We start from the raw sequence: 22,876 nt of genomic DNA, 5'->3' as shown, positions 1-22,876 counted from the left end.
AGGGAAGAGGGGGCGGCGGCGCTGGGACTCTCAGCTCGCCGGACAGATGGCGCTGGACATGCGGCAGAGATCGACGTGGCGTCGACTCACCAAGGCAATTCCAGTTCCAGACATGGCGGAAGCGTGTCACGCGCATCTCGGGGCAGTCCACCACTATCCGCTATGTGGACGCATCGGTCTCGAAGGGTGGGACGATGCCCCGCTCATCATGGAATGCGGCGTCGACATTGGCGACAAAACGCCCACTGGGCAGCCCTGAGGGCGGTGGAGCGACCGCTCCATCGCCCTCAGAGCTCACGGGTGATCAGGAGGCGTATGCCCCGGGCCACGGACCGGGCGTCGCCACGTCCGGCTCCACCTCGGTCCTCGTGTCGCAGAGCCGGAAGCCGCGACGGAGATAGTTGTCCATCGCGTGCGGGCCGTCCTTCGAGCAGGTGTGCAGCCACACCCTCCTCGTCGTCGGCCGCTCCGGCCAGCGCTCCGCCAGATCCCAGGCGCGCGCCACCCCGTAGCTGAGGAGGTGACCGCCGATCCGCCGCCCCCGGAACGCCGGGATCAGCCCGAAGTACATGATCTCGACCACGCCGTCGTCGTGCGGGTTCAGCTCGACGTACCCGGCCGGCGTGCCGTTCTCGTACGCCACCCAGGTCTCCGCCCCGGGCCGCTCCAGAGCCTCCTGCCACTGGGCGTACGTCATGCCCAGCCGGTCGGTCCACCGGATGTCCCCGCCCACGGCCGTGTAGAGGAACCGGCTGAACTCCGGCAGCGGGGTCCCGGACCGGACGATGCGCACATCCCCCTCCGGCGCGTGCGCCGGGCGGAGATCGTCGGGCGAGGTCTGCTCCAGCGACCAGACGGTCACCTCGCTGGTCACCTCGGTGGTGACCTCGGCGGTCTGGGCTGCGGGCTGCGGGGTGTCGCTCATGACGGCCAGAAAACCATGCGCCCGCCCGCCCGCGCACGGCGGCCCCTCCTCGGCTCGGCCGAGGACGTACGGCACGGCTGCCCCTCAGGCGGGCGGAGCCGTCCTGCGGGCTTCCGCCACCACCGGCGCCCTGGAGTGCGGCAGCAGATCCGCGCGGTCCTCCGGGTGGATCACCTCCACCTCCACCCCGTCGCCGAAGCGGTACGGGCGGTGCGCCAGCACCTCCGCCAGACGGCGCCGCAGCCGGGAGACCTCGGCCCGGACCGTCACGGTCCGGGCCGCGTCCCCGAAGAGGTCCCGCGCCAGCTCCGAGGCCGACCGCCCCTGCCGGTGCACCGCCAGCGAGTACAGCAGCTCCGCGTGGCGCGGCGAGAGCCGCTCGGTGCGGCTTCCCAGCGGCCCGGTCAGATGCACCGCGAGCGCCCGGGGCCGGCTCAGATCCAGCACCACCCGTCGCGGCGCCCCCTCCGTACCGCCGTCGTCCACCTGCACCAGCCAGCCGCCCGGCAGCGGCTCGACCCGGCACATGCCGAGCGAGGGCAGCCACACCGGACCCGGTTCCAGCGACTTCGGCAGCGGCAGCCGGTCCACCGGAGCCATCCCGGTCACCGCCGCCAGCCGCCCGTGCGCGTCCACCGCCAGCGCCCGCCCGCCGATCCGGCACAGGATCGGGGCGGCCACCGCGCGCAGCCGCTCGATCTCCGCCAGGTGACGGGTGCGGATCTCACCCTCGGCGAGCCGGGCCACCGAGTCGACCAGGGCCAGCGTCGCCGGGTGGAACGTGGACGCCGGCCCACTGATGTCCACGATCCCGATCAGCCGGCCGTCGCGCGGATCCCGGACCGGGGCCGCCGCACAGGTCCAGCCGTGCAACGCCCGGATGAAGTGCTCGGCCGAGTGGACCTGGACGGGGACCCGGGCGGCGAGCGCCGTCCCGATCGCGTTCGTCCCGGTCGCCGACTCGGCCCAGGCCGCCCCTTCCTCCAGACAGATGTCGTGGGCCCGGCGCAGCACCGCCGTGTTGCCCTGCCGCCACAGCACCCGGCCCTCGGTGTCGGTCACCACCATGATCTGCTGTGCGGCATCCGCTATCGAGGCCAGCCCCGCCCGCAGCAACGGCATCAGCTCGCCGAGCGCCGTGCTGTGGCGCCGGTGCTCGATCTCGTCCGCCTGCAGCAGCTCGCTCTCCGGCGACTGGTCGGGGTCGATGCCGCTGCGCACCACCCGGTCCCAGGAGGCGTCGATCTCCGCCCGGGGCGCGACCGCGGACCGTGTCCCCGCCAGCCGCGCCTCCCGCGCCCGGTGGAGCGACCGGGTCTCCTGCCGGCCCGCCCCCTGGCCCGTCACCCGCACCACTCCCGCAGAACCTGTGTCCGTCATGGTCCCCGTTCCCCCCGAACGCTTCCCGACCGGCCCATCCTGCCGTTCACCCGGCCGGACCGCGATCAGTCCACACAAGGGTTGCAACCCTTTGCAACTCTGGCGATGTCCCGCGGGTCCGTACAACAGTGGCAGGAACACTGTGCGCCGGGCCTGTCCCGGCTGCCCGGTGTGGCAGAAGCGTGGAGGGTGGTGCCGTGTCGGCGCAGCATCACCCTCCGCCGCTTCCCCGGCCCGCTGTCGCTACGCGCCGTCCGGCCGGGCCCGTGCCACCACCGACGCCAGGTCCAGAGTGTGCGGCAGCGTCCCGAACGCCGAGCCCCAGTCCCCGCCGAGCCGCGAGGCGCAGAACGCGTCGGACACCTCCGGCGGAGCCCAGCGGACCAGCAGCGAACCCTGGAGCACCAGCGCGATCCGCTCCACCACACGCCGTGCCCGCGCCTCGATGCCCTCCAGATCGGCCAGTTCCGTCAGCAGGCCCTTGATCGCCGCGTCCAGCCGGTGATCCACCCCGCGCGCGTGGCCGACCTCGCGCAGATACGCCTCCAGCGCCAACGGCTCCCGCCGCAACGCCCGCAGCACGTCCAGCGCCTGCACATTGCCCGAGCCCTCCCAGATGGAGTTGAGCGGTGCCTCGCGCAGCAGCCGGGGCATCCCCGACTCCTCCACGTACCCGTTGCCGCCCAGGCACTCCAACGCCTCGCCCACCACGGCGGAGCAGCGCTTGGTGACCCAGTACTTCGCGGCGGGCACCGCGATCCGCAGGAAGGCCCGCTCCTCGGCCGTATCCGTGTCGTACGCGGCGGCCAGCCGCATCGCCAGCACCGTCGCCGCCTCCGACTCCAGCGCCAGATCCGCCAGCACGTTGCGCATCAGGGGCTTGTCGATCAGCGGCCCGCCGAACGCACCGCGGTACGCGCTGTGGTGGACCGCCTGCGCCACCGCCTGCCGCATCAGCGCCGCCGAACCCACCACACAGTCCAGCCGGGTGGCCGCCACCATCTCGATGATGGTGCGCACCCCGCGCCCCTCCTCACCCAGCCGGCGGGCCCAGGTCCCGTCGAACTCGACCTCGGCGGAGGCGTTGGACCGGTTGCCCAGCTTGTCCTTCAGCCGCTGGATCGCGAACACGTTGCGCGTGCCGTCCGGGAGCACGCGCGGCAGGAGGAAGCAGGTCAGCCCGCCCGGCGCCTGCGCCAGCACCAAGAAGCCGTCCGACATCGGCGCCGAACAGAACCACTTGTGCCCGGTGAGCAGATACTCGTCCTCACCCGACAGCGGCTCCGCCCGGGTCGTGTTGGACCGCACGTCGGTGCCGCCCTGCTTCTCGGTCATGCCCATCCCGAAGAGCACACCGCTCTTCTGCCCGGCGGGCCGCAGCCCCTCCTCGTACGTGTGCGAGGTCAGCAGCGGCTCCCACTCGGCGGCCAGCGCCGGATCGGTCCGCAGTGCGGGCACCGCGGCATGCGTCATCGACAACGGACAGCCGTGCCCCGCCTCGGCCTGCGTCCAGACCAGGAACCCCGCCGCGCGACGGACATGACCGGCCGGACGCCCCCAGGCGTCCGTCAGCCCGGCCGACACGGCGTGGCCCAGCAGCCGGTGCCAGGACGGATGGAACTCCACTTCGTCGATGCGATGCCCATAACGGTCATGGGTGCGCAGTACGGGCGGATACGTGTTCGCCCGCGCACCCCACTCCTGGGCCTGGGCGGAGCCCGCGGCCCGGCCGAGCTCGCCGAGCTCCTCCAGCGCCACGGGCAGGACCCCGGACGCGACATGCCGCTCCACGGCCTCGGACAGGGCCCGGTCGGCGGCGAAGACGTCATAGCCGACCAGCGGCGGAACCTGGTTGGTCACTGTGTGGGTGGTGGCTGCCATGCCGATACGGTAAGGAGGTGCAGGCAGCAAAGGAAACACCCGAGCGGCCACCGGGCCGGCTCCACCGGGCGCGAGTGCTCTACCGCAACGTCTCCAAACGACGGATGGCATGGCACTTGCTCAAGGACACCGTCAACTCGTGCATCGAGTACCGCATTCTGGGACTCGCGGCCGAGGCGGCGTTCTTCACCCTGCTCTCGCTGCCCCCGCTGCTGCTCGGCATGATCGGACTGCTCGGTTACGTCGACGAGTGGACGACCACCACCACCGTCGCCTCCATCGAGCGCAACATCCTCTCCGCCGCCCGGACGGTGCTGTCCGAACGCGGGGTCAACGACTTCGCCGAACCGCTGCTCGCCGACGTCACGACCGGGGCCCGCCCCGACATCATCTCCATCGGCTTCGCCATCGCCCTGTGGTCCGGCTCCCGCGCGGTGAACGTCTTCATCGACACCATCACCGTCATGTACGGACTCGACGGCCACCGCGGCATCGTCAAGACCCGGCTGCTCGCCTTCCTGCTGTACGTCGTCGCCCTGCTGCTCGGTGCGGTGGTGCTGCCGCTGCTGGTCGTCGGCCCGGACCGGGTGGTCGAGCTGGTGCCGTGGGGCACCGAACTCATAGCCGTCCTGTACTGGCCGCTCGTGATACTGCTGAGTGTCGCGTTCCTCACGACGCTCTACCACGTGTCCGTACCGGTGCGTTCGCCCTGGATCGAGGACGTCCCCGGGGCGTTGGTGGCGCTCGGCATGTGGGTCCTCGGCAGCTTCCTGCTCCGGATCTATCTGACCAACACGGTCGAAGGCCCCACCATCTACGGCTCCTTGGCGGCGCCGATCGCCGTCCTGCTGTGGATCGGCATCTCCGCCTTCGCGGTCCTGGTCGGCGCCGCGGTCAACGCGGCCATCGACCGGGTGTGGCCCTCGCTCGCCACGGCCGCCGCCCGTGAGGCCACCGAACGCGTCCGGGCCGCGCAGGCCGCCGAGTTCGTCGCCCGCACCCGCTCGGCCGCCTACGCCGGAACGGACGACGACGATGAGGACGACGGCCCCGCGTACATGCCTTCCGAGTTCCCCGAGCGCTGGTCCCGCTTCCTGCCGCCCGACGACGTGAAGTCCCGGCTGCACGCGACCTGGGAGAAGGACCACAAGGACCCGAAGGACCCCAAGGACGTCAAGGAGCCCAGGAAACCCAAGGAGACCGGGAGGACCACGGAGCCCAGGGCGTCCGGGCCGGCCGAGGAGCCACCTTCCCGCTGACCGCGCTAGCGTGGAAGCATGCCCCGGGAACACCAGCGGTACCAGGAACGGCCGTCCCGGCTGGACGGGGCCGTCGTCTGGACCCTGGACGCCCCTCCCGGCCCCCGGCAGCCCTCCCGGCCCGTCCTGCCGGACGGCTGCATGGATCTGATCTGGACCGCCGGACGCCTGGTCGTCGCCGGGCCCGACACCCGCGCCTTCCACGTCGACCCCCGCGACCGCGGTTCCTGCGCCGCGATCCGGTTCGCGCCCGGTACCGCCCCCGTACTCCTCGGCGTACCGGCGCACGAACTGCGCGACCACCGGGTCGAACTCGCCGACCTCTGGTCGCGTACCGCCGTCCGCGAACTCACCGGCCGCGTCGACCGGGCCGCCGACCCCGCCACCGCGCTGGAGGACCTCGCCCTGGGCCTGGCCGCCGACACCGGACCGCCGGACCCGCTCACAGCGGCCGTCGCCGACCGGCTGCGGCGCGGCGGCTCCGTCGCGGCGACGGCCGCCGAGGTCGGCATCGGCGCCCGACAACTGCACCGCCGCTCCCTGGCCGCCTTCGGCTACGGCCCCAAGACCCTGGCCCGGATCCTCCGCCTCCAGCGGGCCCTGGCCCTCGTCCGCGCCGGCCTGCCGTACGCCGAGGCGGCCTGCGCGGCGGGCTGCGTCGACCAGGCGCACCTGGCCCGAGAGATGCGCGCCCTCGCCGGGACGACGCTCGGCGCGTACTTCAGGGCCGAGGCCCCGACGCCCGTGAACGGAACCGGGACCTGGACCCCGGCATCCGCGAACGGGACCTACGCGTCCGCCGCCGCGAACAGCGACACCCCGCAGCCGTCCGGGTCCAGCACGATGGCGTAGCGCTGCCCCCACACCGCGTCCCAGGGCTTCGCGTGGCCCGTGTACCCGGCGGCGACGAGGTCCGCGTACACCGCGTCCACCTCCGCCGGACTGTCGCAGACGAACGCCAGCCCGAGCCGCTCGCCGCCCGAGGGCCGCTGCCACGCCGGATCGAACGAGGCGATGACCGCCTCCGTGTCCCACAGCAGCCGCTGCCCGCCCGGCAGGGCCACTTCGACATGGGGCGCGGATTCCGCCCCCGCGGGAATGTCCAGGCCGAGCCGCCGGTAGAAGGCGAGCGAGGCGGCCAGGTCGGTCGTGATGATGCTGATGGCGTCGAATCGTGGAGTCATGCTCCGACCGTAGGCACACGGCACCCCGGCCGTCTTGCAGGAATCGGACGCCCGGGTCCGTGGCGACCCCTCGGCCCCGGGCAGTCGCGCGCCCCTCAGCCCAGGCAGTCGGCGGGCGAGGTCCCCGGATCGGTGAGCGCGAGGCCGAGGGCGGCCCGTTCGGTGATCCACCGCGTCGGCCGGTGGCGCGGGTCGCCCGTCGTCGCGTGCAGCGACCGCTGGAGCTCCAGCATCCTCGCGGCCCCGACACGCTCGCCCCAGTCCAGCGGCCCGTACGGGTAGCCGAGCCCCGTGGTCACCGCCAGGTCGATATCGGGGGGCGCGGCGAGCGAGCGCTCCGCGATCGAGCAGCCGACCGCGACGACGGAGGACAGCAGCCGCTGCGCGACCGTGCCCGCGGTGTCCCGCACCACCGACACCGCGTACGGCTCATCGCCCTCGGCGGCCCGCGCCAGCACCGCGCGCGCGTCCCGGGCGGCCGCCGGGTCACCGGCCGCCGTCACCGCGAGGACCCGCCGCCGCCCCGCCGGGGGCAGTACCTCCACGCCGAACGTACGCTCCTGGGGCCCCGCGCCCTCCGCGACCGCCGCCGACACCGGCGTCCCCCAGACGGGCACCAGCACCACGGCCCGCGCGGACGGCCCCGCGCCCCGCTCGACCCGGACCCCCGCCGCCTCCAGGGACCGGGCCAGGGCCTCCTCGTACGAGGCGGTCTCCGGGCGCCCGCCCGGGACCAGGAACACCGGGCGCTCCGCGTTCCCGGTGACCGCGCTCTCCGGCGCGGGGCCGAAGACCCCGTCGCCGTAGGCGTACCAGCCCCGGCCCGTCTTACGGCCGTGGAGCCCCGCCACCACCCGGTTCGGGGTCAGGAAGGACGGTCGCAGCCGGTCCTCGTACCGGAAGCCCTCCCAGATCGAGTCGATCACCGCGGCCGTCACGTCGAGACCGGTCAGGTCCATCAGCTCGAAGGGTCCCATCCGCAGCCCCAGCACGTCCCGGGCGATCCGGTCGATCTCCACCGGGTCCGCCACCGACTCCTCCAGCAGCGCGAGAGCCTCGGTCACCAGCCCCCGCCCGGCGTGGTTGACCAGGAAGCCGGGGGTGTCGGCGACGGTCACCGCCCGGTGGCCGCAGCCCTCCACCAGCTCGGTCAGCAGGGCCGGGATCTCCGGGCGGGTGGCCGCACCCGGCACCACCTCGACGATCCGCATCAGCGGCACCGGGTTGAAGAAGTGCAGCCCGGCCAGGCGCGCGGGGTCCTTCAGCGTCGCGGCGATCCGGGTCACCGACAGCGAGGAGGTGTTGGTCGCGAAGACGGCGGAGGCGGGCAGCGCCCGCTCCAGCTTCCCGAACACCTCGGCCTTGGTCGCCAGGTCCTCCCGTACGGCCTCGATCACCAGCTCCACCTCCGGACCCGCCGCCCACGGCTCGGCGAGCGGCACCAGCCGGGCCACGGTCGCGTCCCGCTCGGCGACCCGCATCCGGCCCTTGGCGACGGCCCGGTCCAGCATCGAGGCGACGAAGTCCAGGGCGTCCGTCACCGCCTCGGGCCGTACGTCCCCGAGCTCGACGGTGTGTCCGGCGCTCGCCGCCCACTGGGCGATGCCGCGGCCCATGGCCCCGGCTCCGACGATTCTGATACGCATGGCGGTGGAAGCCCTTTCAGCGGAGGTGAGTACGCCGGTACACGCGGCGGCGCACACGGTTCATCAGCGGAGGTGGACACGGTCGGGGTCGACATCGTCCCGCAGGAGCCGCAGCTCGGCGGAGGTGGGCGGGGCCGTCGTCGCCACCGTGCCGGCGGTCTTCAGATCCCAGCCGGTCGCGGCCCGCACCTGCTCGACGGTGCCCCCGGGCTGGACGGCGACCAGCCGCGGACGAAGGCGGCGACGGCCTCCCTCATCGACATGACCTTGCCGGCCGTCCGGTCCACGGTCCTCCTCATCGTCCGCATACGCGGATCCCACGGTGTCAGCATCCATTGATGGCTGTCCAATACCGAATTAAGGTCGGATCCGGACACAGGACATATCAATGACGCGAGAGGTGTCCCAGGGAAGAGGGGTCCCGATGGAACTGCGCCACCTGAAGGCCTTCCTCGCCGTGGCCGAGGAGCTGCACTTCGGCCGGGCCGCCAAGCGCCTCCAGATGGCACAGCCACCGCTGAGCCGGCAGATCCGGCAGCTGGAGAAGGAACTCGGCGTCCAGCTGTTCCGCCGCAGCACGCGCTCCGTCCGGCTCACCGGCGCGGGGGAGACCTTCCTCGCCCCCGTGCGGACCGTCCTGGAGGACCTCGACACCGCCGTCCGGGCCGCCCGCTCGGCGGGCCGGGGCGAGTACGGCCGGGTGACCATCGGCTTCGCCGGGGCCTCCAGCCACGAGACGCTGCCCCGCCTCACCCGTGCCGTGCGCGCCGCACACCCCGGCCTCGAACTGGTCATGACCGGCCAGACGTACGCCAACGTCGCGCTGTCCCGGGTCGCCGACGGCTCTCTCGACCTGGGCTTCGTCCGGCTGCCGGTGACCCGGCCCGGCGTGGACCACCGGGTCATCGACGAGGAGGAGCTGCTGTGCGCCCTGCCGTTCGACCATCCACTCGCCCGGCACGAGGCGGTGCCGCTCGGCGAGCTGGCGGACGAACCGTTCGTATCCTTCCCCGCCAACACCGGCTCCACCGTGCGCGACGCCATGACCGAGGCCTGCGAGAGCGCCGGGTTCACCCCACGCGTCGTCCAGGAGGCCCCCGACTCGTACACGATCATGGCGCTCGTGGCCGCCGGGGTCGGCATCACCCTCACGGTCACCTCCGTACGCCACATCAAGCAGAGCGGACTGGTCTACCGGCCCCTCACCGGACCGCCCATCCGCCGCCAGGCAGCCCTCGCCTGGCGTGCCGACAACCCCTCCGCCGCCCTGCACGCCGTGCTCGCCGTCGCCCGGGACGCCCTGCCGACTCCCGTACGTGGAGCGGGCGGAGGGCCGACCGAGACGCCGGGCCTCTCCATGGCGGGCACATCCGGTACTGGACCCGCTCAGCCACCGGATGCGAAGGTCACCCCACCACCCGCGCCCCGCCCGTCGCCCTGATCGCCCTGGTCGCCCTGAAGGAAAGGCCCCGCCGTGCCGCTCGACGTCGTCATCTGCGAACCCCTGCGTACCCCCATCGGCCGGTTCGGTGGGGCCTTCGCCCAGCAGACCCCGGCCGCGCTGGCCGCATGTGTCATCGCGGAGATCGTCGCCCGCACCGGCATCGACCCCGCCCGGGTCGACGAGGTGATCCTCGGCCACGCCTACCCCACCAGCGAGGCCCCCGCCATCGGCCGGGTCGCCGCCCTGGACGCCGGGCTGCCCACCACGGTCACCGGCTCCCAGATCGACCGCCGCTGCGGCTCCGGACTCCAGGCGGTGCTGGACGCGGCGATGCAGATCCGGGCCGGATTCAGCGACGTGGTGATCGCGGGCGGCGTCGACGTGATGAGCGCCGCCCCCTACTACACCCATGACGGACGCTGGGGCATCAAGGGCCCCGGCCTCCAACTCCACGACGCGCTCGCCCGGGGCCGTGTCACCGCAGGAGGCGTCAACCACCCGGTCCCCGGCGGCATGATCGAGACGGCGGAGAACCTGCGCCGGGAGTACGGGATCAGCCGAGCCGACCAGGACGCCCTGGCCCTGCGGTCCCAGCAGCGTGCCGCCCGCGCCGCAGCGGAGGGCCGCTACGCCGCGGAGACCGTCCCCGTGACCGTACGCACCCGCAAGGGCGAGAGCGTCGTCACCGCCGACGAGCACCCCCGCCCCGACACCACCGCGGAACAACTCGCCGCACTCCGACCGGTGATGGCGAAGTCCGACCCGGATGCCACGGTCACCGCGGGCAACGCGAGCGGCCAGAACGACGCGGCCGCCGCCTGCCTGGTCACCAGCGCCGGAACCGCCGAACGCATGGGCCTCACCCCCCTGGTCCGCCTGGTCTCCTTCGCCCGCGCGGGGGTTCCCGCCACGACGATGGGCATCGCCCCCGTCGCTGCCACCCGCACCGCCCTGGACCGGGCGGGCCTCACGCTCGCCGATCTCGACCTGATCGAGCTGAACGAGGCGTTCGCCGCCCAGGTGCTCGCCTGCACCAGGGAGTTGGGTCTCGGTGAGAAGGACCACGACGAGCGGATCAACGTCAATGGCTCGGGTATCTCACTGGGCCACCCGGTCGGCGCCACCGGAGCCCGTGTTCTCGCCACCCTCACCCGCGAACTCCAGCGCCGGGAGGGCCGGTACGGCCTGGAGACGATGTGTATCGGGGGCGGCCAGGGCCTCGCCGCGGTCTTCGAGCGCATCGCGGCCTGAAGGCGGTGGAGTGGACCTCCTCTTCGAAGGGGTCGCCGTCATGCGGCTCACCACGCGGTACGCGGGAATCCTTCGTCATCGCCCGCCAGGGATTACGGGACGGCCCTCAGGTACGGTGCGCGAAGATCACCGCTGAACGGCGGCCGGTGCAGGGCGTCTTGGGGCCCGGCCCCGACGAGTCGCACGCCCTTCTCCGAAGTCCGCGGCCGTAGCCCGAATCTGTCGGTGCGACGGCCGCAGGCGCACACAGAAAGGTCCGGCCGGACAGTCCCCGCTGTCCGGCCGGACCTCGTTCTCCCGCGGGAGGTCTATCAGTCCCGCGCGTCGCGGCTACGGCGCATCAGCACCGCACCACCGAGCAGCAGCGCGGCGCTCGCGCCGGCGGCCAGGCCCAGGTCGGCGGCACCGGTGTCGGCCAGGTGCGCGTCCGGGGTGTCGGACCCGGGCGTGCCCGAGCCGGGCGTGTCGGTCGGCGGTTCGTCGACGGGCGGCTGGTCCACCGGGGGCTGGTCCACCGGCGGTTCGTTGACGGGCGGTTCGTTGGCGGGCGGCTCGTTCACCGGCGGTTCGTTGACCGGGGGCTCGTTGACGGGCGGTTCGTTCACGGGCGGCTTGTCCACCGGGGGCTTGTCGACGGGCGGCTTGTCCACGGGCGGCTTGTCCACCGGGGGCTTGTCGACGGGCGGCTTGTCCACGGGGGGCTTGTCCACGGGGGGCTTGTCCACCGGCGGGTGGTTGTGCTTCGGGCCGTCGGCGTTCACGCACTTGTTGCCGAAGGCCGGGTTCAGCAGAGCGATCACATTGACGGTGTTGCCGCACACGTTGACCGGGACGTGCACCGGCACCTGCACCGCGTTGCCCGAACCGACCCCCGGCGAACCGACGGCCGCGCCCTCGGCCGACGCGTCGGCCTGCGCAGTGCCGCCGACCGCCGCCAGGAGGCCCGATGCGGCCGCAATGACGATAATGCTTTTGTTCAAGACCTGTCGCATTACTTGCCCTTTCTTAGGACATTCGCGAGGACTTCGCATGGGTGCTTCGCGAGCGGAGACGGGCAGCCGTCGGGCGGAGCCGCGGCACAGCCGGACCCTGCGGCGAAGCCATGGTGAAAGTGGTGAAAACGTGCGCGCTGGACGACTGCCATAACGACTCAGGTCCATGCGGGAAACTCGGAGTCGCGTGGAAATTGTGTAATCACCCGAACGGGTGGTGCCGTTCAGTGTCAGGCACCCCGTTTCACAGAGAGAGAAAAACGATTCGCCCTCAACTGAACTCGCTGTCGCAGGTAGTTGACGGCGAGGAGTTTCCTGCTCGGGATGTGACGCGACCGCGGAGCCGTTCGCCCTCGTCCACCCGTTCGGGCGAAGAACGCCGGAAGGGTGTGCGTCATTCCTTTACGAACGTGCGGGCGTACGAACAGAGAGGGGGGCCGGACCCCCGTGTCCGGCATTCGGGTGAACGGGCGGAACCTAACACCGGGCAGCGAGTTGACCAGGGGGCTCCGCTTACGGGGCGATCGGTACGAGAAGGGTTAATCGTGATCAAGAAGGTTCTGGCTACGGGCGCTGTCGCCGCCTCCATCCTCGGTCTCGGCTCGACGCAGGCCATGGCCATCGCCAACGACGGCGGCACCACCTCGGTCAACGGCAACGGTGCTTCGCAGGCCTACGGCAACTCCGAGACCCACGGTGACTGGAGCCCGCAGTTCGCGCTCATCCAGGGCTCGCTGAACAAGCCCTGCATCGCTCTCCCGGCCAAGGCGAACCTCGGTTCGCTCGTCGGCCTGGTGCCGATCTCGGTCCAGGACATCAACGTCCTGTCCTCCCCGCAGAACCAGCAGTGCACCGAGAACTCCACCCAGGCCAAGGGTGACGAGGCCCTGTCGCACATCCTGGAGGACATCCCGATCCTCTCCGGCAACGGCGTCGCCAACAACTGATCCGCAGCCGCCCTACTCGGGCCCGAGCCCTCGGCGTTCCTCCAACGAGCGGCTCGGGCCCGTCGCTGTCCCGGCTGTTCCGGAACACGTGTGTGGTTTTCTCGCCCGCGTTCCCCGCCGCCGTCCTCACGGGAATTGCGGCATTCGGGCGGACATCCGGGAATCCGCCCGTCGAACAGTTCCCATCCCGGACATTCATCGTTACGTAGGACAGTGCCGGAGTCACGAGTGATCAGGATCCAGCTCGGGCGGGCACGATCGTCGTGACCGCATCTGACTCCGCCTAGAAAAGGGAAAAACAGTGAAGTTCACCAAGGTTGCCGCAGTCGCCGCCGGTACGCTCATGGCGATGGGCTCCGCCGCGCCGGCCATGGCCGACGCGGGTGCCGAGGCCATTGCCGCGCACTCCCCGGGCGTGCTGTCCGGTAACGTTATCCAGGTCCCGATCCACATTCCGGTCAACGTCTGCGGCAACACCGTCAACGTGATCGGCCTGCTGAACCCGGCGTTCGGCAACACCTGCATCAACAAGTGACCCTCTGACCGACCGGGCCGCGTGCCCGTAACCGGTGGGCCCCGGGCGGCGGATGCCGTCCGGGGCCTTTTCGCGGCCCGGCTCCGCAGGCCGGAATCGCGAAGGGCGCCGGAGAAAAACGCCGCTCCACAGTTTCCCGAAAGCGGCCGGATCGTTGATCAGGGAGAAAGCGGCAGAAGTCACAGGTAAAGAACGCTTGTGTGCGGCACGGGAACGTGACCGAAACAGATGCCGCGCAGAAGGGAACCAGAAAAGTGAAGTACGCGAAGACCGCCGCCCTTGTTGCCGGTTCCGTGGCTGCCCTCGGAGCGGCCGCTCCCGCCTTCGCCGCTACTACGCCCACGGCCCCCAACTTCAGCCTCGACAGCGGCCTCAACCAGGTGATGGCCAGTGCCCCGCAGGTCGTGGACCCGGTGGTGGGCGCGGTCGCCGAAACCGCCGAGACGGTCTCGAAGGACGGCACGGTCGGCAAGCTGGCGGGCCAGGCAACCGGTGCGGTGGAGGGTGCTGCTCCGCTGCTCGGCGGGGTTCCCCTCGGCGGCTGACCGCCGCAGCGCGACCGTTCCACCCGGTTCTTTCACCGATCCGTATTACTCCCCAGAAGGGCTCTTTCATGTTCAAGAAGATCATGGCCTCGGCTGCCGTCGCCGCCTCGGTCGTCGGTGTCTCCGCCGTTGCCGCCCCGTCCGCCATGGCCATCGCCAACGACGGCGGCACCACCACGGTCAACGGCAACGGTGCTTCGCAGGCCTACGGCAACTCCGAGACCCACGGTGACTGGAGCCCGCAGTTCGCGCTCATCCAGGGCTCGCTGAACAAGCCCTGCATCGCTCTCCCGGCCAAGGCGAACCTCGGTTCGCTCGTCGGCCTGGTGCCGATCTCGGTCCAGGACCTCAACGTCCTGTCCTCCCCGCAGAACCAGCAGTGCACCGAGAACTCCACCCAGGCCAAGGGTGACGAGGCCCTGTCGCACCTGCTGAACGACATCCCGATCCTCTCCGGCAACGGCGCCGGCAACAGCTGAGACCGGGTAGCTCGGGTCCGCTCCGTCCGACCCGCGTGGGGCCAGTCCATCCGTACGGCGATCGTTCTTCGCCGGACCGGCCGGACTGGCCCTTCGTCATGTGCGGTCCTCTCCGGCCGGGTTGTCGGGTTGGGCCGGATGCCGTAGGCCCGGCTGACGATCCGTGCCGGGCTGGGTAGGCCCTCTGTATGGATCCGTACGACAGTCAGACCCCGCAGGGCGGAGAGCGGTGGCCCGCGTCGGGCGGCACACCGATCTACGACCGGCTCGTCGCCGAGTGGCAGGCGGCCGGAGGCGGTCACCCCCTCTCGGAACCGCACCAGGATCAGGCACCCCGGTGCGGCGGCTTCGTGCCGGCGGCACGCACCTCCAACGAGGGATTCGGGCCCGAGGCCCCGGAGGGTGAGGCCCCTGAGGACTGAGGAGTGGCGTCGACCTTGCGCCGGAACGAACCCATTTGAGTGGTGCTGCGCAACCGATCAGGGGTGGAGGCAGTTGATCAGTACGTTCCACAACGGGACGCTCCGAAAGGTGAAGTTGATGAAGAAGATGATGGCCGGCGCTGCAGTGGCCGTGTCCCTGCTCGGTCTGTCCGCAGTCGCGGCTCCCACGGCCATGGCGATCGGCAACGACGGTGGCACCACCACCGTCAACGGCAACGGTGCCGAGTCGGAGATCGGCAACGCCGAGACGGAGGGCAACTGGAGCCCGCAGAACCAGCTCGTCCAGGGCACCCTGAACAAGCTCTGCGTCGGCCTGCCCCTCAAGGCCAATGTCGGTTCGCTCGTCGGCATCGTGCCGATCGCGGTCCAGGACATCAACGTCCTGTCCAACCCGCAGAACCAGCAGTGCGCCGACAACTCCACCCAGGCCAAGGGCGACGAGCCGCTGTCGCACATCCTGGACGACATCCCGGTCCTCTCGGGCAACGGCGTCGGCAACAACTGACGCAGCACCGCCTGAGGTGTTGAGTGCGGGCGGTCCGGAGATCACACTCCGGGCCGCCCGTCCTCGTTCTCGCGGTACAGCTTCATCGCACATCGCACATCGCGCGCAGCGCGCAGCGCGCAGCACAGCACGGGCGAGGCCCACCACTCCACGGGGGGTGGTGGGCCTCGTCGCGTGCCGGGGCGGCGGAAGCGCTCCTCAGCCCAGGGAGCGGACCGGGAGCAGGCAGTGGGCGGCGGTGCGGACGACTTCCACATCGGTGGCGAAGGCCCGCAGCCGGTCCTCGCTGACCGGCTGCCCGGGCACGGCGTCCGGCCACGGGCTGGTGGCGAACATCCCGTACACCCGGCCCTGGGCCCCCGCGGCGGCCAGCCACTCCGCGGGGGCGGGATACTGCGCCGAGAGGTGAGGCAGCGTCAGGACGGCCCGCCCCGCCTGGACGAGGAGCTTCGCCTGGACGCCCGGGCTCTCGGCCGCGTCCTGGATCGGGCCGCCGACGTGGAGCCCCGCGCGCTCCAGCGCGGCGCGCATGGCCTCGCGGCCGACGTCCGGACCGTCCTGCCCGTCGCCCAGCGAGTAGGCGAGGAGGAAAGCGGTGTCCTGGTCCGCGTCGGGCTGCCGGCCGCTCCAGCCGATCAGGATCTGCGTGCCCAACTGGGCTTGGGTGAACGTGCCGGTGGAGGCCTGGGGTGTGGTCATGCTCGGCACCCTAACGGCCCCGGACCGGGCTCTATGCATGCGTATCACCCGATCGGGGGAGATCTGCTGCCAACTCCGGCGAACGCCCCGGTCAGGCCGACTCCATCGGAGGTGTGCGGAAAAGCTGTTGACGTCGCTCCCGGGGGCCCGGCTAATCTGGCCACTGCTCCGGGCGCCGCGATGACGTGTGCGGCACGGAAACGGAAGAGAACCAGGAGGTGAGGACATTGATGGCTGTCGTTGCGATGGGCACTGCCCACAACCGGAAGAGCACCGTCCTCATCCCCGTGGCCACCGGCTGACCGACTTCCCTCATTCCCGCGCCGAGCGCGCGTGCCGGGGCCACCCTGTGAAGGGTTTCCCTTGTCTTTCTCGTTCCTTCCCGCTTCCTCCTCCTCGCACCCGCTGACTCCGTACGGCTGGGACGAGGACTGGGCGGCAGCCTTCTCCCCGTATGCCGAGCAGGGGCTCGTGCCGGGGCGCGTCGTGCGGGTCGACCGCGGTCAGTGCGACGTGATCACCGTCGCCGGCCCCGTCCGCGCCGACACCGCGTTCGTCGTGCCCCGTGACCCGATGCGGATCGTCTGCACCGGCGACTGGGTGGCGCTCGACGCGGACGGCGATCCGCGCTTCGTCCGTACGCTCCTGCCCCGCCGCACCGCCTTCGTCCGCTCCACCTCCTCCCAGCGGTCCGACGGGCAGGTGCTCGCCACCAACATCGACCACATCGCCATCTGTGTCTCGCTCGCCGTCGAACTGGACCTCGGCCGCCTCGAGCGCTTCCTCGCGCTCGCCCTGTCCAGCTCCAGCGGTGCCGCCCTGCTCGGCGGCGGCCGGGACGCGGCCCACACCCCCCAACCGATCGTGCTGCTCACCAAGGCGGACCTGGTGTCCGACGCGGTCACCCTGTCCCACCTCGTCCAGGACGTCGAGGCGATCGCCCCCGGCGTCCAGGTGCTGCCGGTCAGCTCCACCACGGGTGAGGGGCTCGACGTCTTCGGCGCCGTCGTCTCCGGTGGCACGAGCGTGCTGCTCGGCATCTCCGGAGCGGGCAAGTCCACCCTGGCCAACACCCTGCTCGGCATGGATGTCCTGGAGGTGCGGGCCGCACGGGACGTCGACGGCAAGGGGCGGCACACCACGACGACCCGCAATCTGCTCGTCCTGCCGCAGGGGGGCGTCCTCATCGACACCCCCGGGCTCCGCGGAGTGGGCCTGTACGACGCGGGGGCCGGGGTCGGCGAGGTGTTCTCCGAGATCGGGGAGCTGGCGACCCGATGCCGGTTCCACGACTGCGCCCACCAGGCCGAACCGGGGTGCGCCGTCCTCGGCGCACTGGAGGACGGGGTCCTGCCCGAACGACGGCTGGACAGCTACCGCAAGCTGGTCCGCGAGAACCAGCGGATCGTCGCCAAGACCGACGCCCGGTTGCGCTCCGAGATCCTGCGGGACTGGAAGCGCAAGGGCGCGGAGGGGCGCGCGGCCATGCAGGCCAAGCGCGGCCGGGTGCGGTAGCCCGGGGCGACCGGTTCGACGTCCGACAACCGCGAGTGCGGCGGTCCCGGCTGCCGCACACTGGACGGTGTGATGGACGAAAGAACCAGGTACGAGGCGGTCAGCAGCCGCGACGCGCGGTTCGACGGCGCGTTCTTCTTCGCCGTCGTGACCACCGGCATCTACTGCCGGCCGAGCTGCCCCGCCGTCACGCCCAAACGCGCCAATGTGCGCTTCTACCCGACCGCGGCGGCGGCCCAGGCCGGCGGCTTCCGGGCCTGCCGCCGCTGTCGGCCGGACGCCGTGCCCGGCTCCGCCGACTGGAACGTCCGCGCGGACGTCGTCGGCCGGGCCATGCGCCTGATCGGCGACGGCGTGGTGGACCGCGAAGGCGTTCCCGGACTCGCCGGGCGGCTCGGCTACAGCGCCCGGCAGGTCCAGCGCCAGCTCAACGCCGAGCTGGGCGCGGGACCCGTCGCGCTCGCCCGGGCCCAGCGCTCCCACACCGCCCGGGTGCTCCTCCAGACCACCGGGCTCCCGGTCACCGAGATCGCCTTCGCCGCGGGGTTCGCCAGCGTCCGGCAGTTCAACGACACCATCCGGCAGGTCTACGCCCGCACGCCCAGCGCCCTGCGCGCCGAGGCCGGCACGGGGCTCGGCGGCGGACACCGCGAGGGCACTCGGGCCGGGGTTCCGCTGCGGCTCGCCCATCGGGGCCCGTACGCCACCGCCGCCCTGTTCGACCTGCTGGCCGCGGGAGCGGTCGCCCGGGTCGAGGAGGTGACGGGCCCGCTCGGCCGCCGCATCTATGGGCGCACCCTGCGACTGCCGTACGGGGCCGGACTCGTCGCGGTCGACGAGGCCCCGACCGGCGGCCCCTGGCTGGAGGCCCGGATCCAGCTCACCGACCTCCGCGACCTGACCACCGCCGTCCAGCGGGTGCGCCGTCTGTTCGACCTGGACGCCGACCCCTACGCCGTGGACGAGGCGCTGGCCGCCGACCCCCGGCTCGCCCCGCTGGTCGCCGCCCGCCCCGGGCTGCGGTCGCCGGGCGCGGCCGACCCGGAGGAGGCCGCGGTGCGGACCCTGGTGGGGTGCGAGGCCGCCGGGGAGCTGGTCGAGCGGTACGGGAAGGCGCTGGACGTGCCGTGCGGCGGGCTCACCCATGTGTTCCCGGAGCCGGAGGTGCTCGCCGGTTTTGCCGAGGACCCGGCCCTCGCGGCGCTGGCCGCCGCGCTCGCCGACGGCGGGCTGCGGCTGGACGCCGGGGCCGACCGCGACGAGGCGGAACGGACGCTGCTGACGCTGCCCGGGGTCGGTCGGCGCACCGCCGCCCTGATCCGGATGCGGGCGCTCGGCGACCCCGACGTGGATCCGTACGGAACGCCGGGCGCGGAGCGGTGGCGGCCCTGGCGCTCCTACGCCGTACGCCATCTGGAAGCGGTGGGGGCGGCGGTCCTGAGCTGACTCCGGCCGCCGAGGGCGCTCCGGTCAGCCCCGGAGCACCGCGCCCAGCCAGGCGCCCGTCACCAGCAGGCAGCAGAACAGCTCCACGAGTACCGCGTAGCCCGTCGCCCGCATGACCGAGCGCACCGACGCCCAGCCCGCGCCGCGGCTCCCCAGCCGCAGCCGCTCCGCGCCGAAGATGGCCCCCACGTACCCGAGGATCCCGCCGACCACGGGCACGACGAAGAAGCCCACGATCCCCGCGACCCCGCCGATCATCAAGGTCCTGACCGGTGCCCCGGAATCGCCCGGGCGACGCGGTGGCAGCAGCGGTTTGAGGGCCTGGTTCAGCAGCATCAGCGCCGTCGCGCCGATCAGGACGACCCAGGCGGCCGTCGTCATGTCCGTCAGCGCCCACCACAGCACCGCCGCCCAGACGATCGCCTGACCCGGCACACCCGGCACCAGCACCCCGACCAGACCCAGCAGCATGACCAGGCCCACGGCGACGAGCTGCCACACACTCATCTGACCAGCCTGCCGGAGAGTGCCCCACTCCGCCCGTCAGCGCACCCCTCCCACCCGCGTCGACCTGCGCCGACGCCGCCTCAGGCCGGCTCGGTACGGGCCACCCAGCCACGCTCGTACGCCTGCCAGCCCAGCTGGAGCCGCGTCGAGACCCCGGTCAGCTCCATCAGGCCCTTGACGCGGCGCTGCACGGTCCGCAGCCCCAGATCCAGGTTCTTGGCCACGCTGGCGTCCGTCAGCCCCGCCAGCAGCAACGACAGGATCTCCAGATCCGTCGGATCCGGCCCGACCCCGTACTCGCGGACCCCGCCGCCGCCCTCGCCCAGCCGCAGTGGCATCGCATCCCGCCACACCGCCTCGAAGAGGCCCATCAGCGACTCCAGCAGACCGCTGGCGTGCACGACCAGAGCGGCGGGCTCCGCGCCCCGCCCGGTCAGGGGAACCATCGCGAGGCTCCCGTCGGCCACCACCAGCTTCGTCGGCACCCGGTCCACCACCCGGCACTGCTCGTCCCGGCTCAGCGCCGCCGACAGCTCCAGGATCCCGAACGGCGTCGACAGCACCTCACGCTCGACCACCACCCGGTAGCTCACCCCGCGCGAGGCCGCCCGCTCCTCGGACTCGTTCTCCATCCCGGTCACCGCGATCGGCTTGCCCGTCACCAGGGCACACACCTCCGACACCGCGCCCAGCTGTAGCTGGTGGAAGCGCTGGGCGACGGCGCTCGCCCCCGTCACCACCTCCACCAGGTCATGCACCGCCGGTTCGCTCGCCTCGGCCCGGTACTCCTCGGCGAGCAGCGCGGACGCCAGCTCCGCCTGCTCCAGCTCGTGCCGCTGCTGGATCAGCAGCGCCCCGAGCGCCACGCCGGGCGGCGCCGCCACCCAGCGGCCCGGCCGGGCCGAGGACTGCGCGGCCAGGCCCTGCTGCTCCAGCCGCCGCAGGACCCGTTCGGTGTCCGCCTCGGGAAGTACCAGCCGGTGCGCGAGATCCGCGAGCTCCGCGGCTCCCGCCGCGACGAGCGCGCGGTATGCGGTTTCCTGTCTCTCGTCGAGACCTATGGCGCCCAGCATTCTCCGACCTCCCCGGGTGTGGTGATCGCGCATCGAGGCGCACCTGCGGCGGGTCCCCGGTGGCGGGAAGAGGCCACGGCGTATACCTGCCGCCCCCATCATCCCCCGTACCCCCGACGCCTCTGCCACGGTGGCGCCACCGCAGTACCAACAACGCCCGGGGTGCGGCGTCTTGGGTTGCTTCATTCCGGATTGACCTGAGGAGAGTGATGCGCCCGATATCGCATACGGCACGCGGAGCGGTGACCGTCTCCGTGCTCGCCGCCACCGTGATCGCGCCGTCGGTGGCCGTGCCATCGGACGAGCGGGACCCGAAGGGACCGATCACCGGGAGCGCGGTCGCCGGGCGGACCACATTTTCCCGATGTCCCGTTCTCGGGCCGCCCCGGCGGTGGACAATATGGGCATGAGTCAGCAGGGGGAGAAGCCCGCCGCCCATGAGGACGACTGGTGGCGCAAGCTGTACGACGAGACCGTGCCGGACACCGGTCCCGGCCGTGCGGCCGACAGCCTCGACGACCGCTTCGACTCCGTGTCGGACACGGTGAGCACCCCGGTGGGTGACCGGCGGGACACCGTGCGCGAGAGTGTCCGGGACCCGTACGGGGACGCGTTCGAGGACCCCTACGCCGACCGGTACGAGGAGCCGGACGCCGACCGCTACGAGGATCCGTACGCGCATGCGTACCGGCCGCCCGGGCAGAGCCGGTCCGTGGTGACCCAGCGGGAGCCGGTCCCGGGTCCCGTCCCGGATCCGGCAACGGCTCCGGACGTCATGCCGATCCCGCGGCCGGCCCGGGACCCGTACGCGAAGCGCGACCGGCCGCCGGAGCAAGCTGCTTACGCCTTGCCGGAGCCGGAGCCGGAGCCGGAGCCGGAGCCGGAGCCGGAGCCCCAGGCCGGTCCCGAACGGGCTGTCCGCCCCGAGCCGCCCGGACCGGGGGCGTCGGCCGCCCCGCCCGTACCTCCGTCGGCACCGCCCGTAGCGCCGCCGCCCCCGTCCTCCCCTTCGGTCGCTCTCCGCACCACCGTCTTTCCCGCCCCCTGGGAGGCGCCCGCCGGGCAGCGGGGGCCCCGGACGTTCGCCGCGCCGCGCGTGCCGGAAGTGCCTGAGCCCGACCTCGCGCCCGACCTCACCGCCGCGCACGCGCCTCCGCCGGACCTCGCCGCCGACGCGGCCGACGGGCGGCCGTCCGTCGGGCACCTCGGGGACCGGCCGCCCACCTACGACGCCGAGCCCGCGGCCCTGCCCTCCGCCACCTCGGAGAATCTGGACGGCCTCGCCCCCGACACCGTCCTGGACGGCGCGCGGTACGGGACGTACACCCTGCGCACCGCCTCCGTACGCGGCGACTCCGCCCGCTTCCGCGGAGAACCCCGGCGCGACGGGCTGCTCACCGCTCGCTTCGGGGCCGCCGAGAGCGCCCTCGTCCTCGTCGCCGTGGCGGGCGGCAACCGGGCCGGCGAAGCGGCGCACCTCGCCGCGGCCGACGCCTGCCGCTGGATCGGCGGGGCCGTCGCCCGCAGCCACATCCGGCTCTCCGAGGACATAAGGGCGGGCCGCCGGGGCGACCTGAAGGCCGGGCTGCACCGGCTCACCGACCGTACGTACGGCAAGCTGCGCGCCCGCGCCGCCGAACTCGGCATCACACCGGACGCGTACACCGTGAGCCTCCGGTGCCTGCTGCTGTCCGCCGACCCCGGCTGCCGCACGCGGGTCTTCTTCGGCGTCGGCAGCGGCGGCCTCTTCCGCCTCCGCGACGGACACTGGCAGGACCTGGAGCCCTTCGTCCCGGAGGGCGGCGATCCGCTGACGGGCGACGACCAGGAGGAGGCAACGGACGGGGACCGGCTGACGACGGACCTCCGGATCGCCGCGCCGCCGTCCCCGAACGCCGAGGGCCCGGCCCGGCAGCCCGCCGAGCCCTTCCGCTTCCGGGCCTCCGTGGCGCTCCCCGGCGACACGCTGCTGCTGTGCAGCAACGGACTCGCCGAGCCGATGCGCGGCGAGGCGGCGCTCCCCGGCGAGCTCGCCGAGCGCTGGGGGAGCGCCGGACCGCCAGGACTGCCCGCCTTCCTCGCCGACACCCAGCTCCGGATCAAGGGGTACGCCGACGACCGCACGTGCGCCGCCGTCTGGGAGGCGTGACCGCGCACGCCGTGGGTTGATGGACTGCGGAGCCCGGCGAAACGGTGTCTCGGGCCCGGAGTCCGGACAGC

At 72.5% G+C, this 22,876-nt stretch carries 22 protein-coding genes and 2 pseudogenes; 13 read left to right on the top strand and 11 right to left on the bottom strand.

From position 1 onward, the window contains the following. Positions 1–30: 30 nt before the first annotated feature. The 4 genes from ACZ60Q_RS05655 to ACZ60Q_RS05640 form a co-directional block, all read right to left on the bottom strand. Positions 31–114 carry a putative leader peptide gene (locus ACZ60Q_RS05655; protein WP_316944184.1) on the bottom strand — a complete coding sequence of 28 codons (84 nt, stop codon included), beginning with the start codon at positions 112–114 and terminating at the stop codon, positions 31–33. Between the two features lie 190 nt (positions 115–304). After that, positions 305–925 carry a GNAT family N-acetyltransferase gene (locus ACZ60Q_RS05650; protein ID WP_469628848.1) on the bottom strand — a complete coding sequence of 207 codons (621 nt, stop codon included), beginning with the start codon at positions 923–925 and terminating at the stop codon, positions 305–307. Between the two features lie 84 nt (positions 926–1,009). Next, the gene (locus ACZ60Q_RS05645; RefSeq protein ID WP_469628845.1) at positions 1,010–2,305 is read right to left on the bottom strand and encodes a helix-turn-helix domain-containing protein; all 1,296 of its coding nucleotides are present in this window, start codon (positions 2,303–2,305) and stop codon (positions 1,010–1,012) included. Between the two features lie 243 nt (positions 2,306–2,548). Then, positions 2,549–4,186 (bottom strand): acyl-CoA dehydrogenase family protein, encoded by a 1,638-nt coding sequence (locus ACZ60Q_RS05640; RefSeq protein ID WP_469628842.1) that lies wholly within the window; start codon positions 4,184–4,186, stop codon positions 2,549–2,551. Positions 4,187–4,260: 74 nt separating this feature from the next. Here ACZ60Q_RS05640 and ACZ60Q_RS05635 point away from each other — a divergent pair, with 74 nt between their 5' ends. Then, the gene (locus tag ACZ60Q_RS05635; RefSeq protein WP_469629526.1) at positions 4,261–5,445 is read left to right on the top strand and encodes a YihY/virulence factor BrkB family protein; all 1,185 of its coding nucleotides are present in this window, start codon (positions 4,261–4,263) and stop codon (positions 5,443–5,445) included. Positions 5,446–5,463: 18 nt separating this feature from the next. Then, positions 5,464–6,297: a DUF6597 domain-containing transcriptional factor gene (locus ACZ60Q_RS05630; protein WP_469628839.1), complete on the top strand. Its 834-nt coding sequence runs from the start codon at positions 5,464–5,466 to the stop codon at positions 6,295–6,297. Here ACZ60Q_RS05630 and ACZ60Q_RS05625 read toward each other — a convergent pair. The 3 genes and pseudogenes from ACZ60Q_RS05625 to ACZ60Q_RS05615 all read right to left on the bottom strand — a co-directional run. Beyond that, positions 6,234–6,629 carry a VOC family protein gene (locus ACZ60Q_RS05625; RefSeq protein ID WP_469628837.1) on the bottom strand — a complete coding sequence of 132 codons (396 nt, stop codon included), beginning with the start codon at positions 6,627–6,629 and terminating at the stop codon, positions 6,234–6,236. The two genes, ACZ60Q_RS05630 and ACZ60Q_RS05625, sit on opposite strands and share 64 nt — an antisense overlap. 95 nt (positions 6,630–6,724) lie before the next feature. Next, positions 6,725–8,275 (bottom strand): 3-hydroxyacyl-CoA dehydrogenase, encoded by a 1,551-nt coding sequence (locus ACZ60Q_RS05620; protein ID WP_469628834.1) that lies wholly within the window; start codon positions 8,273–8,275, stop codon positions 6,725–6,727. A gap of 63 nt (positions 8,276–8,338) precedes the next feature. Next, positions 8,339–8,503, bottom strand: a pseudogene (locus ACZ60Q_RS05615) (3-oxoadipate--succinyl-CoA transferase subunit B); the annotation flags it as partial. Positions 8,504–8,699: 196 nt separating this feature from the next. On the opposite strand from ACZ60Q_RS05615, the gene ACZ60Q_RS05610 reads away from it, so the two are divergent. Next, complete coding sequence (locus ACZ60Q_RS05610; protein ID WP_469628831.1) at positions 8,700–9,716, top strand: LysR substrate-binding domain-containing protein; 1,017 nt, start codon at positions 8,700–8,702, stop codon at positions 9,714–9,716. 33 nt (positions 9,717–9,749) lie between these two features. Next, positions 9,750–10,970 (top strand): acetyl-CoA C-acetyltransferase, encoded by a 1,221-nt coding sequence (locus tag ACZ60Q_RS05605; RefSeq protein ID WP_469628830.1) that lies wholly within the window; start codon positions 9,750–9,752, stop codon positions 10,968–10,970. 311 nt (positions 10,971–11,281) lie between these two features. On the opposite strand, the gene ACZ60Q_RS05600 is transcribed toward ACZ60Q_RS05605, so the two are convergent. Next, positions 11,282–11,962: a chaplin gene (locus ACZ60Q_RS05600; RefSeq protein ID WP_469628827.1), complete on the bottom strand. Its 681-nt coding sequence runs from the start codon at positions 11,960–11,962 to the stop codon at positions 11,282–11,284. Between the two features lie 545 nt (positions 11,963–12,507). On the opposite strand from ACZ60Q_RS05600, the gene ACZ60Q_RS05595 reads away from it, so the two are divergent. The 6 genes from ACZ60Q_RS05595 to ACZ60Q_RS05570 all read left to right on the top strand — a co-directional run bounded on the left by ACZ60Q_RS05595 (position 12,508) and on the right by ACZ60Q_RS05570 (position 15,416). Then, entirely contained in the window at positions 12,508–12,909 is a 402-nt protein-coding gene (locus ACZ60Q_RS05595; RefSeq protein ID WP_469628824.1) for a rodlin, read from the top strand. Positions 12,910–13,210: 301 nt separating this feature from the next. Then, on the top strand, positions 13,211–13,444 hold the full coding sequence (locus tag ACZ60Q_RS05590; protein ID WP_469628821.1) for a chaplin: 234 nt from the start codon (positions 13,211–13,213) through the stop codon (positions 13,442–13,444). Between the two features lie 254 nt (positions 13,445–13,698). After that, positions 13,699–13,989 carry a hypothetical protein gene (locus ACZ60Q_RS05585; protein ID WP_469628819.1) on the top strand — a complete coding sequence of 97 codons (291 nt, stop codon included), beginning with the start codon at positions 13,699–13,701 and terminating at the stop codon, positions 13,987–13,989. A gap of 68 nt (positions 13,990–14,057) precedes the next feature. Continuing rightward, positions 14,058–14,468: a rodlin gene (locus ACZ60Q_RS05580; protein WP_469628817.1), complete on the top strand. Its 411-nt coding sequence runs from the start codon at positions 14,058–14,060 to the stop codon at positions 14,466–14,468. A 188-nt stretch (positions 14,469–14,656) separates the two neighbouring features. Beyond that, positions 14,657–14,890 (top strand): hypothetical protein, encoded by a 234-nt coding sequence (locus ACZ60Q_RS05575; RefSeq protein WP_469628814.1) that lies wholly within the window; start codon positions 14,657–14,659, stop codon positions 14,888–14,890. 118 nt (positions 14,891–15,008) lie between these two features. Continuing rightward, positions 15,009–15,416: a rodlin gene (locus ACZ60Q_RS05570; RefSeq protein WP_469628811.1), complete on the top strand. Its 408-nt coding sequence runs from the start codon at positions 15,009–15,011 to the stop codon at positions 15,414–15,416. A gap of 198 nt (positions 15,417–15,614) precedes the next feature. Here the strand turns inward: ACZ60Q_RS05570 and ACZ60Q_RS05565 are convergent, their stop codons facing one another. After that, on the bottom strand, positions 15,615–16,115 hold the full coding sequence (locus ACZ60Q_RS05565; RefSeq protein ID WP_469628808.1) for a DUF5949 family protein: 501 nt from the start codon (positions 16,113–16,115) through the stop codon (positions 15,615–15,617). Positions 16,116–16,478: 363 nt separating this feature from the next. Here ACZ60Q_RS05565 and rsgA point away from each other — a divergent pair, with 363 nt between their 5' ends. Together rsgA and ACZ60Q_RS05555 are read left to right on the top strand one after the other, a co-directional pair. Continuing rightward, positions 16,479–17,630, top strand: a complete 1,152-nt coding sequence (gene rsgA, locus ACZ60Q_RS05560; RefSeq protein WP_469628805.1) for a ribosome small subunit-dependent GTPase A — start codon at positions 16,479–16,481, stop codon at positions 17,628–17,630. Positions 17,631–17,702: 72 nt separating this feature from the next. After that, a pseudogene (locus ACZ60Q_RS05555) lies at positions 17,703–19,176 on the top strand (DNA-3-methyladenine glycosylase 2 family protein). Here the strand turns inward: ACZ60Q_RS05555 and ACZ60Q_RS05550 are convergent. Together ACZ60Q_RS05550 and ACZ60Q_RS05545 are read right to left on the bottom strand one after the other, a co-directional pair. After that, positions 19,101–19,583, bottom strand: a complete 483-nt coding sequence (locus tag ACZ60Q_RS05550; RefSeq protein ID WP_469628802.1) for a DUF456 domain-containing protein — start codon at positions 19,581–19,583, stop codon at positions 19,101–19,103. The pseudogene ACZ60Q_RS05555 and the gene ACZ60Q_RS05550 overlap by 76 nt on opposite strands. A gap of 80 nt (positions 19,584–19,663) precedes the next feature. Continuing rightward, a complete protein-coding gene (locus ACZ60Q_RS05545) occupies positions 19,664–20,656 on the bottom strand; it encodes a helix-turn-helix domain-containing protein (RefSeq protein ID WP_469628799.1) in 993 nt (330 codons plus the stop codon). Positions 20,657–21,062: 406 nt separating this feature from the next. On the opposite strand from ACZ60Q_RS05545, the gene ACZ60Q_RS05540 reads away from it, so the two are divergent. Further along, on the top strand, positions 21,063–22,805 hold the full coding sequence (locus tag ACZ60Q_RS05540; protein ID WP_469628796.1) for a protein phosphatase 2C domain-containing protein: 1,743 nt from the start codon (positions 21,063–21,065) through the stop codon (positions 22,803–22,805). The last annotated feature ends 71 nt before the right edge of the window (positions 22,806–22,876 follow it).

The organism is Streptomyces sp. NPDC104313 (assembly GCF_055583985.1).
This window is presented reverse-complemented; position numbering and strand designations above follow the sequence as displayed.

Bases quoted from the DNA above. Each gene is read 5' to 3' on its own strand.
- ACZ60Q_RS05550 (WP_469628802.1), bottom strand. From the start codon at position 19,583: ATGAGTGTGTGGCAGCTCGTCGCCGTGGGCCTGGTCATGCTGCTGGGT.
- ACZ60Q_RS05645 (WP_469628845.1), bottom strand. From the start codon at position 2,305: ATGACGGACACAGGTTCTGCGGGAGTGGTGCGGGTGACGGGCCAGGGG.
- ACZ60Q_RS05575 (WP_469628814.1), top strand. From the start codon at position 14,657: ATGGATCCGTACGACAGTCAGACCCCGCAGGGCGGAGAGCGGTGGCCC.
- ACZ60Q_RS05570 (WP_469628811.1), top strand. From the start codon at position 15,009: ATGAAGAAGATGATGGCCGGCGCTGCAGTGGCCGTGTCCCTGCTCGGT.
- ACZ60Q_RS05600 (WP_469628827.1), bottom strand. From the start codon at position 11,962: ATGCGACAGGTCTTGAACAAAAGCATTATCGTCATTGCGGCCGCATCG.
- ACZ60Q_RS05580 (WP_469628817.1), top strand. From the start codon at position 14,058: ATGTTCAAGAAGATCATGGCCTCGGCTGCCGTCGCCGCCTCGGTCGTC.
- ACZ60Q_RS05630 (WP_469628839.1), top strand. From the start codon at position 5,464: ATGCCCCGGGAACACCAGCGGTACCAGGAACGGCCGTCCCGGCTGGAC.
- ACZ60Q_RS05540 (WP_469628796.1), top strand. From the start codon at position 21,063: ATGAGTCAGCAGGGGGAGAAGCCCGCCGCCCATGAGGACGACTGGTGG.
- ACZ60Q_RS05610 (WP_469628831.1), top strand. From the start codon at position 8,700: ATGGAACTGCGCCACCTGAAGGCCTTCCTCGCCGTGGCCGAGGAGCTG.
- ACZ60Q_RS05565 (WP_469628808.1), bottom strand. From the start codon at position 16,115: ATGACCACACCCCAGGCCTCCACCGGCACGTTCACCCAAGCCCAGTTG.
- ACZ60Q_RS05655 (WP_316944184.1), bottom strand. From the start codon at position 114: ATGTCTGGAACTGGAATTGCCTTGGTGAGTCGACGCCACGTCGATCTC.
- ACZ60Q_RS05620 (WP_469628834.1), bottom strand. From the start codon at position 8,275: ATGCGTATCAGAATCGTCGGAGCCGGGGCCATGGGCCGCGGCATCGCC.
- ACZ60Q_RS05545 (WP_469628799.1), bottom strand. From the start codon at position 20,656: ATGCTGGGCGCCATAGGTCTCGACGAGAGACAGGAAACCGCATACCGC.
- ACZ60Q_RS05650 (WP_469628848.1), bottom strand. From the start codon at position 925: ATGAGCGACACCCCGCAGCCCGCAGCCCAGACCGCCGAGGTCACCACC.
- ACZ60Q_RS05640 (WP_469628842.1), bottom strand. From the start codon at position 4,186: ATGGCAGCCACCACCCACACAGTGACCAACCAGGTTCCGCCGCTGGTC.
- ACZ60Q_RS05625 (WP_469628837.1), bottom strand. From the start codon at position 6,629: ATGACTCCACGATTCGACGCCATCAGCATCATCACGACCGACCTGGCC.